This window comes from Dorea sp. YH-dor226, from assembly GCF_039832105.1.
Taxonomy (GTDB): Bacteria; Bacillota; Clostridia; order Lachnospirales; family Lachnospiraceae; genus Dorea_A.
In genome coordinates, this window is the sequence record NZ_JBDOHS010000015.1 from 16,343 (window position 1) to 33,168 (window position 16,826).

Annotated in this window: 15 protein-coding genes; 5 read left to right on the plus strand and 10 right to left on the minus strand. The window is 45.0% G+C overall.

Features of this window, described 5'->3' with window-relative positions:
- Positions 1–75 precede the first annotated feature (75 nt).
- From pfkA to ABE547_RS11735, 10 genes are all read right to left on the minus strand, one after another.
- On the minus strand, positions 76–1,053 hold the full coding sequence (pfkA, locus tag ABE547_RS11690; protein WP_347378955.1) for a 6-phosphofructokinase: 978 nt from the start codon (positions 1,051–1,053) through the stop codon (positions 76–78).
- A 65-nt stretch (positions 1,054–1,118) separates the two neighbouring features.
- A complete protein-coding gene (locus ABE547_RS11695) occupies positions 1,119–4,595 on the minus strand; it encodes a DNA polymerase III subunit alpha (protein WP_347378956.1) in 3,477 nt (1,158 codons plus the stop codon).
- Between the two features lie 77 nt (positions 4,596–4,672).
- Positions 4,673–4,909 carry a polya polymerase gene (locus ABE547_RS11700; RefSeq protein ID WP_347378957.1) on the minus strand — a complete coding sequence of 79 codons (237 nt, stop codon included), beginning with the start codon at positions 4,907–4,909 and terminating at the stop codon, positions 4,673–4,675.
- 51 nt (positions 4,910–4,960) lie between these two features.
- Positions 4,961–5,800, minus strand: coding sequence for a S1-like domain-containing RNA-binding protein (locus ABE547_RS11705; RefSeq protein WP_347378958.1), 840 nt, complete (start codon positions 5,798–5,800; stop codon positions 4,961–4,963).
- 29 nt (positions 5,801–5,829) lie between these two features.
- Positions 5,830–6,552 (minus strand): acyl-ACP thioesterase domain-containing protein, encoded by a 723-nt coding sequence (locus tag ABE547_RS11710; RefSeq protein ID WP_347378959.1) that lies wholly within the window; start codon positions 6,550–6,552, stop codon positions 5,830–5,832.
- Positions 6,553–6,571: 19 nt separating this feature from the next.
- Complete coding sequence (gene spoIIR / locus ABE547_RS11715) at positions 6,572–7,249, minus strand: stage II sporulation protein R (RefSeq protein ID WP_347378960.1); 678 nt, start codon at positions 7,247–7,249, stop codon at positions 6,572–6,574.
- A gap of 64 nt (positions 7,250–7,313) precedes the next feature.
- Positions 7,314–8,000: a GntR family transcriptional regulator gene (locus ABE547_RS11720; protein WP_347378961.1), complete on the minus strand. Its 687-nt coding sequence runs from the start codon at positions 7,998–8,000 to the stop codon at positions 7,314–7,316.
- 3 nt (positions 8,001–8,003) lie between these two features.
- Positions 8,004–8,879 carry a 4-(cytidine 5'-diphospho)-2-C-methyl-D-erythritol kinase gene (ispE, locus tag ABE547_RS11725; protein ID WP_347378962.1) on the minus strand — a complete coding sequence of 292 codons (876 nt, stop codon included), beginning with the start codon at positions 8,877–8,879 and terminating at the stop codon, positions 8,004–8,006.
- A 53-nt stretch (positions 8,880–8,932) separates the two neighbouring features.
- A complete protein-coding gene (locus ABE547_RS11730; protein ID WP_347378963.1) occupies positions 8,933–10,492 on the minus strand; it encodes an SPOCS domain-containing protein in 1,560 nt (519 codons plus the stop codon).
- A 12-nt stretch (positions 10,493–10,504) separates the two neighbouring features.
- A complete protein-coding gene (locus ABE547_RS11735) occupies positions 10,505–10,912 on the minus strand; it encodes a protease complex subunit PrcB family protein (protein ID WP_347378964.1) in 408 nt (135 codons plus the stop codon).
- Between the two features lie 127 nt (positions 10,913–11,039).
- On the opposite strand from ABE547_RS11735, the gene ABE547_RS11740 reads away from it, so the two are divergent.
- The 5 genes from ABE547_RS11740 (at position 11,040) to ABE547_RS11760 (ending at position 16,703) form a co-directional block, all read left to right on the plus strand.
- A complete protein-coding gene (locus ABE547_RS11740; protein ID WP_347378965.1) occupies positions 11,040–11,774 on the plus strand; it encodes a lysophospholipid acyltransferase family protein in 735 nt (244 codons plus the stop codon).
- Positions 11,775–11,890: 116 nt separating this feature from the next.
- Entirely contained in the window at positions 11,891–13,345 is a 1,455-nt protein-coding gene (locus ABE547_RS11745; protein ID WP_347378966.1) for a nicotinate phosphoribosyltransferase, read from the plus strand.
- Positions 13,346–13,360: 15 nt separating this feature from the next.
- Positions 13,361–14,425 (plus strand): D-alanine--D-alanine ligase, encoded by a 1,065-nt coding sequence (locus tag ABE547_RS11750; protein WP_347378967.1) that lies wholly within the window; start codon positions 13,361–13,363, stop codon positions 14,423–14,425.
- Between the two features lie 68 nt (positions 14,426–14,493).
- Positions 14,494–15,867 (plus strand): UDP-N-acetylmuramoyl-tripeptide--D-alanyl-D-alanine ligase, encoded by a 1,374-nt coding sequence (gene murF / locus ABE547_RS11755; protein ID WP_347378968.1) that lies wholly within the window; start codon positions 14,494–14,496, stop codon positions 15,865–15,867.
- 17 nt (positions 15,868–15,884) lie between these two features.
- Positions 15,885–16,703: a Cof-type HAD-IIB family hydrolase gene (locus ABE547_RS11760; RefSeq protein ID WP_347378969.1), complete on the plus strand. Its 819-nt coding sequence runs from the start codon at positions 15,885–15,887 to the stop codon at positions 16,701–16,703.
- Positions 16,704–16,826 lie beyond the last annotated feature (123 nt).

The window sequence follows — 16,826 nt, forward strand, 5'->3', positions numbered from 1 at the left end:
ATTCTGCCAAATGAGCCCCGTTCCATAGCAAAAATCCGGCTATGGAACGGGGCTCCCGCTTTACTTACGCTTTTATTACAGTGCTAATTCCTTGGCAATCTCATACTGATATGCCGGAATTCCCTTCTGCATCTTCAGAGCTTCATTAATATCAAAATCTACATATTCACCATGTCTGTATCCTACTACACGGTTGGACTTTCCTGCGATCAGAAGATCAACCGCCATTGCACCCATGATAGAGGCATACACTCTGTCTTTACATGTCGGGCTTCCGCCGCGCTGCATGTGTCCGATGATAGTTGCTCTGGTCTCCATACCAGTAGCTTCCTCGATTCTCTTTGCCATATTTAAAGAATCACCGACACCTTCTGCATTGATGATAATGTAATTCTTCTTTCCACGTTTTCTGCATTCCTGAATATCTGCAACGATTGCCTCTTCGTTATAATCATGCTCTTCCGGCATCAGAATACGTTCTGCACCGTTGGCGATACCACACCACAAAGCCAGATATCCGGCATCTCTTCCCATAACCTCGATGATAGAACATCTCTCGTGAGAAGTAGAAGTATCACGTACTTTATCGATTGCTTCCATCGCCGTATTTACAGCTGTATCAAATCCGATTGTATATTCTGTACATGCGATGTCCAGATCAATGGTTCCAGGAATACCGATTGTATTAATTCCCAGATTGGCAAGCTTCTGAGCTCCTGCAAATGATCCGTCTCCACCGATGACTACCAGACCGTCAATTCCATATTTTTTACAAATAGCGGCTGCCTTCTGCTGCCCCTCTTCGGTACGCATCTCTTCACAGCGCGCTGTCTGAAGAATAGTTCCTCCACGCTGAATTGTATCAGACACGTCTCTGGCGGACAGATCAATAATTTCTTCATCCAGAAGTCCCTGGTATCCTTTTCTGATACCTCTGACTTTCAGGCCTTTTCCTAATGCTGTTCGAACAACCGCACGGATTGCTGCATTCATACCCGGAGCATCACCTCCACTTGTTAATACACCTATCGTACGTATTACTTTGTCTGCCATGATTCTTCCTCCATTGTATTATTTAATACTATTACCTTATTATCTCCGAGACCATTGTACATGAATTAACAATTCCTTTCAATGGGTATTTCTCTAACTTTTACACAAGATTCCCCAAGATAATTCGTCATTCTGCTTAATAATCGTACATCCACGCTTACATTTCTTCCCGCAGGCAGGCGCTTTACAGCCTTTTCTTTCCGGCAGTACACAATGACTGCATCCTGCCCTTCCGATGAGTTCAGAAGCTCAAAAAGTTCCTTTTCCTGTGCCAGATACGTCTCTTTATCCGGATATTGCAGCCACAGTTCCTTCTTTGTCTGTTCAAACGGAATGACCGATTCACAGATCAGTTTACTGGGAGCATCGTCTTCTTCTGACACTCTTCCACGGATAAATACTTTGCTCTCTTCATTCAGATATTGCTGATTTTTCTCAAAATCTCTCGGAAAGATCACAACTTCCACAGATCCCACCAGATCCTCCAGTGTCACAAAAGCCATCGTCTTATTGGTCTTGGTATATTTGATCGTCTTGGAAGTGATCATTCCGCCGATCGTCTCCTTGACACCATCGTGCACCTTTGCTCTTCCTGTTTCTTCATCAATCTGAAATTCCAGCGAAGTTCTGGAGATGTTCTTTCTCCATTTTTCCTCGTAATCTTCCAGCGGATGTCCGCTTAAGTATACGCCCAGCACTTCTTTTTCAAATGCAAGCCTGGTCTCTTTTTCATATTCGCCTACATCCGGAAGCGGAATATCAAATTCCGACTTCTGTTCGTCACTCACCAGATCAAACAGAGACATCTGCCCCGTCATGGAATACTTTCTTTCCCGGTTCACCTGATCCATGATCTGAACATAGATGACCATGAACTGTTTTCTGGTTCCTCCCAGTCCGTCAAATGCACCGGACTTGATAAAGCTTTCAATCGTCCGCTTATTGACTTCTTTTCCTGACAGTCTCTCTATAAAATCCTTCAGGTTCTTGAATTCCCCGTTTGCCTTACGTTCCGTAATGATCGCCTCAATCACCGGCCGGCCAATACTTTTGATCGCCGCAAGGCCATATCGGATATTTCCCTGATCAACTGAAAAATTTCCATATCCTTTGTTAATATCCGGCGGCAGGATCTGAATCCCCATCTGGCGGCAGGTATAGATATATTCTGATACCTTTCCGGGATTATCGATCACGGACGTCATAAGTGCCGCCATGAATTCTACCGGATAATAATATTTTAACCAGGCTGTCTGATATGATACTACCGCATATGCTGCTGCATGCGATTTATTAAATGCATATTTTGCAAAATCAATCATCTCATCATAGATCTTGTTCGCGGTCTTCTCATCAATCCCATTGGCAATACAGCCCGGAACCCCTTCTTCTTCATTACCATATACAAAGTTCTGGCGTTCCTTTTTCATCACATCGCCCTTTTTCTTGGACATGGCACGCCGCAGAAGGTCGCTTCGTCCCAGCGTATATCCCGCCAGATCCCGTACGATCTGCATGACCTGTTCCTGGTATACGATACATCCATAGGTCGGTGCCAGGATCGGCTCCAGCTGTGGGCAGTCATAGGTGATGAGCTCCGGATGATTCTTTCCCTTGATATACTGTGGAATGAAATCCATCGGTCCCGGACGATACAGTGAGATTCCCGCAATGATATCCTCCAGATTCTGCGGCTTCAGTTCCTTCATGAAGCTCTTCATCCCGGCACTTTCCAGCTGGAAGATTCCGTCTGTCTTTCCAGTACCGATAGAGCTTAATACTGCTTTATCGTTATAATCGATCTGATTCATATCGATAGGACGTCCGGCACTTTCTGACGCCAGACGGGTGGCATCCTGAATCACCGTAAGTGTTCGAAGCCCCAGGAAATCCATTTTCAAAAGCCCCAGTTCTTCCAGGGTCGTCATGGTAAACTGGGTCGTCACAGAACCATCCGATCCCAGCGACAGAGGAACAAATTCCTCGATGGCACGCTGACCGATCACAACCCCCGCCGCATGCATGGAGGAATGCCGCGGAAGCCCTTCCAGCCTTCTGGACATATCGATCAATTCGCGTACCTGATCATCTTCCTGATACAGTTTCTTAAACTCCGGATTCATCTGTAATGCCCGGTCAAGTGTGATATTCAGCTCAGTCGGCACCATCTTGGCGATACTGTCTACGAACGCATACGGAAGATCCATGACGCGTCCCACATCACGGATGACTCCCCGTGCTGCCATTGTACCAAAGGTTACGATCTGCACCACCTGGTCCGGACCATACTTGCGCACTACATAGTCGATCACTTCCTGACGCCGTTCAAAACAGAAATCCACGTCAATATCCGGCATGGATACTCGCTCCGGATTCAGGAATCGCTCAAAGAGAAGCTGATAGCGGATCGGATCAATACTCGTGATTCCAAGGCAGTAGGATACGATACTTCCCGCTGCCGATCCTCTTCCCGGCCCCACCATGATATTCTGCGTTCTTGCATAATTGATAAAGTCCCATACAATCAGAAAATAGTCGACATATCCCATAGACTGAATGACGGACAGCTCATATTTTAACCGGTCTTTTAATGTATCATCTGCATTCGGATATCTTTTTTCCAGACCCTCATAGCATAACTGATTCAGATATTCCCAGGAAGTATACCCTTCCGGCACATCATATTTTGGAAGTTTTGTCACACCGAATTCGATCTCTACATGGCACCGGTCTGCAATCTTCTGCGTATTTTCGAGAGCCTGAAGAGCATATGGGAAGAGTTCCTTCATCTCTTCCTCCGACTTGATATAGTACTGTCCACCCTCATAACGCATACGATCTTCATCTGCCAGCTTCTTCCCCGTCTGGATACACAGCAGGATGTCATGCGGCTTTTCATCTTCTGCATAGGTATAATGAATATCATTGGTCGCCACCAGTTCAATTCCGGTCTCCTGCGACATGCGAAGCAAAGACTGATTGACCAGTCTCTGTTCCTGCATTCCGTGATCCTGAAGTTCCAGGAAAAAGTTTCCTTTTCCGAATATTTCTTCATATCTGAGCGCAGCCGCTTTGCCTTCACTGTACATTCCCCGCAGAATATTCTTTTGCACCTCTCCTGCCAGACATGCACTCAGCGCAATAATTCCCTCATGAAATTCCCGAAGTACCTCTATGTCCACACGCGGCTTATAATAATACCCTTCTGTAAATCCACGGGAAACGATCTTCATCAGATTGTGATATCCCAAATCATTTTCTGCAAGAAGGACCAGATGATAATATCTGTCATCCCCGCCTCCGACTGCCTCTTTGTCAAATCTGGATCCCGGTGCCACATAAACCTCACACCCAAGAATCGGCTTGATTCCTGCCGCCTTGGCTGCCCGGTAAAAATCAATGACTCCGTACATCACTCCGTGGTCTGTAATAGCCACGCTGTTCATTCCCAGTTCCTTTACACGAGAAACACATTCTTTAATTTTGTTTGAACCGTCCAGAAGGCTGTATTCCGTATGGACGTGCAGATGCGCAAAACTCATATCTTCTCCTCTATAATGAAAGCAAACGGGACTGTAACAACAGTCCCGTTATTCGTCCGTATCAATCTATGAATTGATTACTCTCCATCAATCATATACTTAAATAATTTATTAATATCTTCCGGCTCATGAGCTACAATTTCAAGCTCCGGAATCTCTCCATTTGAAAAAATGTTTGCCATAGATACATACTGTGATAACTTAGACTTTAAATTCAATCTGTCTCCTTCTCCTGTCACCAGCTCTACTTTTCCTGTGCAAGAGTCTACTACTTTAAAAAAACCTTCAATATCTGTAATATTCTGTACTTTCATTTCTATTTCTCCCTTCCCAATCTGTCTCTATGTCTTCGCCCCTATTATAACCTATTTTTGTCTGATTTCAATATTTTTTTCATTTATTTTTATTCTGCCTTCTTTCAGCAGTCTTCCTACTGCACGTTTGAAAGCATTTTTACTCAGCCCCAGATCATTTTTGATGAGTTCCGGATCTGCTTTGTCTGTATACGGAAGACATCCGCCGTTCTTCTCCATCTTTTTCATGATCAGTGCAGCATCCGCATCCATCTGAAGGAATGCCTTTTCCCTTACGCTTAGATCAAGCTTTCCATCTTCTTTTACTTTGACAACTCTTGCATGCACCCTGTCTCCGACATGAAGCTTTCCATAAGCTTCCCGCTTCGGAATCAACGCACTGTAACAGTTGTCTACTGCCACGAATACCCCAAAATTATCACTGATCTCATAGATAATTCCTTCCACCTGATCATCCTTTTTATATGGAGAATCCGTTTGAAGATCATTGTAGATCTTCATAGTCGCACACAGACGATTCGACTTGTCCACATACAGACCGACCAGAACCTCATCTCCTTTTTTCACTTTTGCCGTCTGCTCTTTGAATGGAAGCAGGAGGTCTTTTTCCAGTCCCCAGTCAAGAAATGCTCCGATCCTTCCAGTATCCACTACCTTCAGAACCGCAAGCTCTCCTCTTGTGATCTTCGGCTGCTGTGTCGTTGCGATCAGGCGGTCTGAAGAGTCTTTATAGAGAAATACTTCTACCGGATCTCCAATCTCCACATCTTTTGGAACCTGCTTTTTCGGAAGAAGCACTTTGTCCGTATTATTTCCGAGATATACTCCGAATTCAACCTCTTTTACGATCATCAATCTCTTTTTCTTACCTAATTCATCTGCTAATCCCATCTTCTTATCCTTTCGTTCTCCCATTACATTTATCTGAACCTGAATTCTTCAATTGCATATGGCTTTCCGGCCTCATCGCACAATTCTACGATCGTTCTGTCTTCTTCACATGCGATTCCCGGATATATGATATCCCCATATACTGCTGATTTTTTATATTCTACGCGAAGCTGACGGATCTCAAGGTCCGACGGAAGCAGTTCCATCGCCATCTGCACATACTGACAGTTATTGACATGTTCATTCGTATCAATATGATATCTCCTGACCGGAAATGCTTCTCTTTCTTCTGTTTTTTCCGGAAGTGTGATCTTTCTGGAAGCATATTCCATCTCCAGAGGTTCGCTCTCTCCATACGGTTCAATCTCTTCTGCTGCCGGTCTTGACGGTCTTCCCTTTTCCATATCCATATATACCCACAGAGAATTCGCATACGCGATCTTTTTCTGTTCTTTGTCGCACATACAGAAGTTGCGATCTCCAAACAATCCATTAAATCCGGTTGCCCAGGTACTGACACTGATCTCCTCGCCCAGTTCCGGATAACGTTCCACCACAACCTGCCAGGAAGACAGAATCCATGCCTTCTTCAGTTCTTTGCAGTGGTCGATTCCCAGCCCGAGTTCTTCTGACTGGAACGTACTGCAATCCTGAAAATAATTCACAATTCCCGGAAGTGTGATCTTCTTTGTGTGATCTACTTCACTGAATCGGATCCTGCCGTCAAATGTATATCTGGGAATTTTCTGCATATCCCGTTACCCCTTTCTGTTAAGGTTCTTCCTCCCGACCTTCTCCGAAAAAGAACCATTTTATCTTAAATTCTGAAGATGCAGTTATCATCTCATACTCCTGTGCACTGAGTGCATCCTTCAGCTTTTTCTTTCCATCTTCATCCACAACCGCACATGTGGTATTCATAAAACAGAGATTTGGATATAGCACGCACCACCAGTTATGACCGGAAGCTTTTCCCAGTCTGATACGCAGGGCGTCATACCACCCTTCGGGAAACAGGATATCTCCGTAATATTTATCCGGGAAATAGCACTTTGTCACTTCTGCGGATATTTCATAAGTATCTCCCTGTGCACGAACTACCTGCCGGGCGATCTCTTCTATCTCATCCAAATGCTCCGTGACCCACTGTCTGGTCTGTTCCACATCCGCATCCTTCGGATCCATGCTTTCCTTCATATATGAAATTACCGCATCTCTGACTTTTAACTTGACCTTCTGGTCTTCGCTGCTGTCACTGTTTGCAATCACGTGAAAACGGAACACCTCGCCGGCGAGCGCCTGCTGTGTATCCTGATATTTTGCTTCTACATACGCCATTCTGCGTCCCACGATCTTTGTAGTCAGGATCATGGCAATGCAGATTCCCAGTATAGCACAGATCAGCTGTTTTCTGCTACATTTTCTCAGTATTTTCTCTATACGAGTCATTATGTATCACTCTCCTTAATATTACCTCTGAATCTATTAAGGAGTCTTGACACAATCCTGCATTTTATTCCGTTTCACTTTGTTTTGTACGGATAATATCTATCACACCTTCTACCTGATTGTTGATATGTTCACTTACTATGGCAGATGCTTTTGCCTTATCCCGCTCCATAATATGCTCTATGATCTTCTCATGCTCCGCGATCAGCTGTGGATGTACTTCTTCATTCTTCAGATATTCCACACGGAAACGATACATCTGCTCCCTCAGATTATTCAGAAGCTGAACCAGCTTCTGATTATCCGTAGCCATAAAGATAATATCATGAAAACGCACGTCCGCTTCTGCGATTTCTGTAATATCCCTGCTTTTTAAAATCTTTTTAAAATCTTCTGCCGCCTTTTTCAGATCCTCGATCTCTTCTTTTGTGATCTTATCACATGCCAGCTGAACTGCCAGCTCTTCCAGTGCCTTTCTGACTTCCAGCACATCTCTTAAGCTTTTTTCCGAGATATCCGCAACTTCTGCTCCTTTTCTTGGAATCATCAGGACCAGCCCTTCCAGTTCCAGCTTTCGAATGGCTTCACGGATCGGAGTCCGGCTGACCCCCAGCTTGTTGGCAAGCTGAATCTCCATCAGACGTTCTCCCGGCTTCAGCTCTCCCCGAAGGATTGCCTGTCTGAGTGTATTGAATACCACATCTCTGAGCGGCAGATACTCGTTCATGTTTACTGTAAAGTTTGATTCCATTCTCTATCTCCTCCTTGCATTATGTATGCCTGTTACATACACCTGCTTTGCCAACTGAAGATCTTTTATCTTCTGTGCTGCTCTTTTTGCCCGTTCTTTTTCTTCGTATATGCCAAATACCGTTGGTCCGCTGCCGCTCATCATTGCATTGAGTGCACCGTTCTCTTTCATGACATTCTTGATCTCTTCGATTACCGGATATTCTTCGATCGTGACTTTTTCCAGTACGTTGCCCATACAGGAAGCAATCTTTTTCAGATTCTTTGACTTCAGCCCATCCAGAATACCATCGATGTCCGGATGTTCCGTAATCTCATGTGAATCCAGCTTTTCATAGACCAGTTTTGTAGATACACTGATCGGAGGCTTGGCGATCAGTACATGGCACTTCGGCATCGCCGGAAGCGGTGTCAGTATCTCGCCGATTCCTTCTGCAAGGACGGTTCCCCGCATCACACAATATGGTACATCTGCTCCGAGAGTTACACCTCTGTCCATCAGTTCTTTCTGCGACAATCCCAGTGAAAACATCCGGTTCATCCCGAACAGAACTGCTGCCGCATTCGAACTTCCTCCTGCCATTCCGGCAGCTACAGGGATATGCTTCTCAAGCGAAATATCCACGCCTTCTTTGATCTCAAATTCCCGCATCAGAAGATCCGCTGCTTTATATGCAAGATTATTTTCGTCGGCAGGCAGATAATACAGGTTGGTGGAGAGCCTGATTCCCGGTTCTTTTGTCTTCTGCATCCGGATCTGATCATACAGGTACAGTGTCTGCATGACCATCCGCACATCATGATATCCATTTTCTCTTCTTCCCAGAACATCCAGTCCAAGGTTAATCTTTCCCAGTGCTTTTAATTCCAGTTTATTCATATGTGTTCTCCTTCAAATGTGTATCGCACCCGTGTATCTTGTATACAGTGTACTTATAGTATACTCATATTTTCTTTAAAAATCAATATTTTATCACCCGACTTTATCTCTTCTTTTTCCAGATGATTTATTTCCATGATTCCCTCAACGGTCGTGCTGTAACGTTTTGCCAGATCCCACAGTACATCCCCTTCCCGGACAATATATCCCGTAATTCCCGGCCGCTTCTCCACTTCTTCCATATTGACGGCTTCAAAATCCACAGACTCAATATTCGTGATCGTAACCGGCCTTCTGATAAAGCTGTGAAATGCGAGCACTGCCTTTACCTCCACTTCTTCACTTCCCAACAGCCCTATCGAGAGCTGCTCGACCGCATATGTAAGATCACAGACCATATCCTCTGTGGTCTCATTACTTTCCATCAGATAGGAAAATGGCACCATGCCCTGCCAGGTATCAAACGGAGCCATATCATCTGCCTTAATATACAGAAAACTTAAGTGAAGCACACCTTCAATCTGAATTCCTCCGTCTGTCGGTGTCGTACGTTCCAGCTGAATCCTTGCACTGCTCTGGCAGATCTGCAGAATGCTGTCCTTGATCTCCGGCAGGGACAGCTGCTCTGTCACCCTGCATTTGGAATGGTTCTGCATCAGAAGCTGCTCCAGCAGAAGTTCACTGGCTGTCGGAACGCACACCCGTTCCAGAGAATACAGATCTGACAGAATATTCAGTTTTTCTTCTTCATATATAACCATACGAATCTCCAGAGTAGCTTCTACTCCAATCAGACGCATTTCGCCATTTTCATCCATTCTTGTCTCAATGTTTACATCCGTCAGTTCAGAATTCATATGGTGATACATCGATTCCTGAGCACCGCTGCAAGCGATTCGTCCTTCATATGGCACATTCTGGCTGATCCAGTCTGTCTTTCCATCCAGGGTTTCATACAGACAAAATACCATCAGCTCTCCCTGTATCTGCAATTCATCTTCCTTCAGCCTGGTATCCATTTTTCTGCTATCCACATTCGTCCACAGCATATTCCCAATATTTTCTTTCGTTCCATTCAGTACGATCTCCTCTTTGATCCGATAAGTATCCTTCCCTGACCAGTACACCTTCAGAAGTTCTTTTTCTTCTATTTTCTTATATATCGGGATATCCGAATCAATATCCATTGTAATCTCCGATTCCTGCATTCCTTCGCAGGCAAGTGTGATCTCTGCCAAAGTCTTGATGTTCAGTTTTCTGGAATGAATTGCCGTTACCGTCAGGTCTGCTTCCTTCGCTTTTATGATCAGATTTCCCTGCGGCTCCTGTTCCAGATAGATCATCTCCTCGAACGGAATTCTTCCTTCCAGGCTGGCAAGACGCCCGCTCCCATCCTCTGTAATATACAGGACCTTAAAATTCAGCTTGCCTGCTGCCCGAACATAATTCTCTACCACCTTCATATCTTCTATATTAAGAGTACCCTCTGACATTATAATTTCCTTCACGTCACTTTTTGCATCCGGTACATTATAATCATCATCAATGTAAAACTGATCAATCATTGTCTTTCCCGAGCGGAAAGTCTGCATACGCCTTGTAATATACTCCATCTTTTTCGCCTCCTACTCATAGATAACCTGTTTATCTGTATACTCCGTCTTAATCACAAGATATGGGAATGTTTTTTTATCCAGGATCTCCTGGTCCTTATCCGGTCCCAGCAGATCGGTTCTGAGATATATGCCATTTTCCGTTTCATAACAGGCATCCACTTTCACACTGTAACCGTTCGTATCCTGCCCCCCGTATCCCCGGACAATATACAGATATCCCTGATCCCCATAACACATCTTCATCTCTTCGCATTTTGCCTGCTCTATCTCCTGCGCAAGTTCTTCCGGTATCTCCGACTTATCCACCACAGTATATTCAATATCACGAAGTTTTTTCCCCTCTATCTTCCCTGCTTTACAGCCGCTCAGACAGAAAGCACACAGTATAACAGCAAGTACTGCACATAATCTTTTCATACTGTCCTGCTTCAAAATATTCTCTTTATTATCATACACATGAGTACTGTGAAAAATACCACTTTTGTAGTATAATAAAATGCAATGATACACATACTACTGAATTACAGAAAGGATAAAGCTTATTATGATAAGAATTACATTTGTATTTTTATTTCTGATTTTATTTCTGATTCTCGGGATTCCGGTTCTCGGTATCGAATGGCTGATCGGGCGTTTCAGTAAGAACACGATGGATTACAGCAGTCTTCGCATCGTTCAGTGGGGATTCAACACGATCCTCAAGATTACCGGTGTGGAGATCACCGTGATCGGAGAGGAAAATGTTCCGGATGAACCGGTTCTGTTCATCGGCAACCACCGCAGCTACTTTGACATTCTGATTACTTATGCACGCTGCAAAAGGCTGACCGGATATATTGCAAAAAAAGAGATGCTGTCGATTCCTCTGCTCAGCACCTGGATGAAACGGCTCTATTGTCTCTTCCTGGACCGCAGCAACCCGAAGGAAGGCCTGAAGACCATCCTGCAGGCAATCGATTATATCAAACAGGGCATCTCTATCTGCATCTTTCCGGAAGGCACACGGAACAAAGGAGAGGAATTATCTCTTCTTCCTTTCCACAATGGTTCCTTCAAGATTGCAGATAAGACGGGATGCGCGATCATACCGATGAGCATCAACAATACTGCCGATATCTTTGAAAGTCATTTTCCACGAATCAAAAAGACACACGTCATTCTGGAATACGGCACTCCGATCTATCCAAAGGAACTGGATAAAGAGACCAAAAAGCATATCGGAGAATACTGCAGCAATATCATACAGGAAACAATCAATAAAAATCAGGCGCTTCTTTAACGCCTGATTTACTTTTTCTTTTACTTTTGTACTTTCAGGTGCTATAATAAAACGTAATTTAAATATCAGAAAAAAAACACCGTAAAAAAGGCGTATAAAAAGGAGCTTTTATAAAAATGAGTGAACGAAATCTTACGTTACTGACGGATCTGTATGAACTTACGATGATGCAGGGATATTATGAAAAAGGTCAGAACGAGAAAGTCATCTTCGACGTTTTCTTCCGTCAGAACCCATGCAGCAATGGTTATTCCGTCTGTGCCGGACTCGAACAGGTAATAGAATATATCAAAAATCTGAACTTTTCTTATGAAGATGTTGATTATCTGAGAAGTCTTGGAATTTTTAAAGATGATTTTCTTCATTATCTCAGCGGCTTTCATTTCAGCGGGGATATTTATGCGATTCCGGAAGGTACGGTTGTATTTCCAAAAGAACCTCTTCTGAAGGTGATCGCACCGATTATGGAAGCACAATTAGTAGAAACTGCGATTCTGAACATCATCAATCATCAGTCTCTGATCGCGACCAAAACTTCCCGTATCGTATTTGCCGCCAATGGTGACGGTATCATGGAATTCGGTCTGCGAAGAGCACAGGGACCGGATGCGGGTCTGTATGGTGCACGTGCTGCTATGATCGGCGGGTGTGTCGGTACCTCCAACGTACTTGCAGGTCAGATGTTTGATGTTCCTGTGATGGGAACCCATGCCCACAGCTGGATCATGAGTTTTCCGGATGAATATACTGCTTTTAAGACCTATGCAGAAATGTATCCGGACAACTGCACCTTGCTGGTCGACACCTACGACACATTAAAATCCGGCGTACCAAACGCCATCCGCGTATTCCAGGAATACAAAGATTCCGGAAAGAAATTCCAGAAATACGGAATCCGTCTTGACAGCGGTGACCTTGCATATCTGTCCAAAGAAGCCAGAAAGATGCTGGATGCGGCCGGATTTACGGATGCTTCCATCTGTGCTTCCAATGATCTGGATGAATACCTTCTGCATGACCTGAAGATCCAGGGCGCAGCCATCAATTCATGGGGTGTCGGCACCAACCTGATCACTTCCAAGGACTGCCCTTCTTTCGGAGGCGTCTATAAGCTTGCAGCAATCCAGAATGAGGCCGGCGAATTTGTACCGAAGATCAAGATCTCTGAAAATACAGAAAAGATTACCAACCCGGGAAATAAAACCATTTTCCGTATCTATGATAAGGCAACCGGAAAAGTAAAGGCTGACCTGATCTGCTTTGCAGATGAGACCTTCGACCCCAGAGAAGATATGCTGTTATTCGATCCTCTGGAAACCTGGAAAAAGACGAAGCTTCCGGGCGGTTCCTATACGATGCGTGAGATTCTCGTACCCGTATTCCGAAATGGAGAATGTATCTACCAGTCTCCTTCCGTAAAAGAGATTGCGGAATATTGTAAAGCTGAAAAGAGTACTCTGTGGGAAGAAACCAAGCGTCTCTTCTATCCACATCAGGTATATGTGGACTTATCACCAAAGCTTTATGAAGTAAAAAAATCTCTGTTAGACCAGATGAATATGACTGACTAAGAAAGGAAAAAAACTATGAAAATTATTGTATTAGCCGGAGGACTCAGTCCCGAACGTGATGTATCTCTGATATCAGGCGCAGGTATCTGCCGTACTTTGAGAGAGAATGGCCATCAGGCATATCTGCTTGATCCATTCTTTGGACTTCCGTATGATTCCGATCGTCTGGAAGAAGTATTCGATCTTCCGGATGCCGGTCTTGGACTGGCTGAAGGAATCAAGACGACTGCACCCGATCTGGAAGCACTTCGCAAGTCGCGTCCGGATCAGTCTGAAAGCCTTCTCGGACCAAATGTAATCGAGCTCTGCCGCATGGCGGACATCACTTTTATGGGTCTTCACGGATCTATCGGAGAAGACGGAAAACTACAGGCTACTTTTGACACACTCGGAATCCATTACACCGGTCCGAATTCTCTTGGCTGTGCATTATCCATGAACAAACTGGTGGCAAAGCAGATATTCAAAATGTCCGGCGTTCCGACTCCTCGCGGAACCTCTCTCGACATCAGAACCAAGGACACCCCTCTGAAGGATCTTGGCTACTACCTTCCGCTGGTCATCAAGCCATGCTCCAACGGTTCCAGTATCGGTGTCTACATCTGCCATACAGAAGAAGAATATGCAGATGCAATCCATCAGTCTTTCGATATCGACCATACTGATGAAGTAGTGATCGAGCCTTATATCAAGGGCCGGGAATTTGCCTGCGGCATCTTTGCCGGCAAAGCACTCCCTCTCGTTGAGATCATCCCGAAGGACGGAGTATTCAGCTATGAGAACAAATATCAGGACGGCGGCGCCAAAGAGATCTGCCCTCCGGTATCTCTGGATCAGGAAACACAGGAAAAGATTCAGCGCGCAGGAGAAAAAGCATTTGAAACTCTCCGCATGGATGTTTATGCCCGTGCAGATTTTATCATTGATGACTCTGACGGTGAATTCTATTGCCTGGAAATGAACGCTCTTCCGGGAATGACTCCGGCAAGTCTTCTTCCAAAAGCGGCCAGAGAAGCCGGATACGCCTACAACGAGCTCTGTGAGGCAATCATTCAGGAGTCAATCAAAACACGTTATTAATAAAACTGGCCTTTCCTCTTAAGTAACATCTGAGGTCTGGCCTTTTCTGACGCAAGGAGATATGAATTATGAAGAACCTTACCTTAGAACATATTACAAAAGCATGTCGCGGCACTTACCACGGTGATACCGGCAAATTATCAGAAGAGGTATCAGGCGTCGTCATAGACAGCCGTAAGGTACAGCCGGGATATCTCTTCGTTGCAATCGACGGAGAACGTGTAAATGCACACAAATTTATTCCTGATACCATTCAGGCAGGTGCCTTGTGTGTCGTATCACATGAAGATCTCGGTGAAACAGATTATCCCTATATTCTGGTAGAATCCACCGGTCAGGCTTTACTGGATATTGCCAAGCTGTATCGTGATTCATTCGACATGAAAGTAGTCGGAATCACAGGAAGTGTGGGAAAGACAAGTACGAAAGAGATGATTGCTTCCGTTCTCTCTCAGAAATATAAAGTACACAAGACTCTGGGGAATTTTAACAATGAATGGGGACTTCCGATTACCATCTTCGATATGCCGGAAGATACCGAAGTCGCTGTGCTGGAGATGGGCGTCAATCATTTTGGCGAGATGCGCCGTCTCTCTTCCGTCTCAAGCCCGGATATCTGCATTATCACCAATATCGGTGTTGCACATCTGGAATTCTTTAAGACCAGGGAGGGTATCCTTCAGGAAAAGACTCAGATGATCCAGGATATGAAAGACAAAGGAACTATCATTCTGAACGGCGATGATGACCTTCTTGCCAATGTCGGACCGATCAAAGGCGTGTCTCCTGTCTTCTTCGGGCAGGGCGACAACTGCCAGTTCCGCGCAGACAATATAGAGCCACTGGGACTTCGCGGAACTGCATGCACCATCACCTTAAAAGACGGAACTTCCTTCGACTGTATCGTTCCACTTCCGGGTATCCACATGGTCAGCAATGCCCTTGCAGGTGCGGCTGCAGGTTATGCACTCGGACTGACAGCCGACGAGATTAAAGCCGGTATCGAAGGACTTCCTTCCATCCCGGGACGCGGCAATATCATAAAGACAGACCGTCTGATCATTCTCGACGACTGCTACAATGCCAATCCGATCTCCATGATGGCTTCCATCGATGTTCTGAACATGGCAATCGGAAGAAAAGTGGCTGTACTTGGAGATATGGGAGAACTTGGAGAAGATGAGAAAGAACTTCACCGCAGTGTTGGAGAGTACGCAGCTGAACATGGCATCGACCTGTTATGCGGAATCGGCGATCTCTGTCGCGAGATGGTAGACGGAGCCGTAAAAAAGAGTACTGCCACGAAAGCGCTCTGGTTTGCCGATAAAGCAGAATTCCTGAATGCCATGAATGACATCCTTCAGGAAGGTGACAATATTCTGGTCAAAGCTTCTCATGGAATGCATTTCCCTGAGATTGTAGACGCACTGACCAACATATAACAGGAGAACGAAAGACTATGGATTATCAGATTCTTGCTCTTGATCTGGACGGTACACTTACCAACTCCAAAAAAGAGATTACCAGACCTACTTTAGAAGCATTGATTGACATACAGAAAGCAGGAAAGAAAGTGGTGCTTGCCAGCGGCCGTCCTACCAAAGGGGTTCTCCCTCTTGCGAAGCAGCTGCATCTGGAAACATACGGAAGCTATATTCTGTCTTTTAACGGTGCCCGGATTACCGATTGCCGCACCGGAAATGCAATCTACAACAAAACGCTTCCGACCTGGTGCTTCGAACCTGTATATCAGATTGCCAGTGAATACAAAGATACCGGAATCGATATCCTTGCATATCCTCCGGACAGACTGATCTCCGGCTTCCGGCCGAATCAGTACACTGAACTGGAGTCCTTTATCAATCATGCACCGATTGACTGCGTCGGGGAAGACTTCCTGCAGCACATCCCGAAGGACTCCAATAAGCTTCTGATTCCCGGAGATCCCGAAGTATTGCAGCAGATTCAAAAGCGGTTAAGAGAACATTTCCGGTCCGCACTCAACATCTACTGCTCCGATCCGTTTTTCCTGGAAGTCATGCCGCCCTGCATCGATAAGGCACATTCTCTGCTGCGGCTGCTGACGAGTATCGGTCTTACTGCAGAACAGATGATCTGCTGCGGAGACGGATATAATGATATTACCATGATCGAGACCGCCGGGCTTGGAGTCGCAATGGCCAATGCGCAGCCTGCTGTGCTGGAGAAGGCAGATTATGTAACGCGCTCCAATGATGAGGACGGGGTACTCCATGTAATCAATCAATTTATGAGATGATTCTAAGCCTGACATCATCGATATTTACAAGAACGCTTCGACGCTGATTCGCTTACCTCAGCTTTTCTTGTAAATATCGATGATTGTTCTGTTTAGAGCTCAATATCCTATGACGGGCTTTTT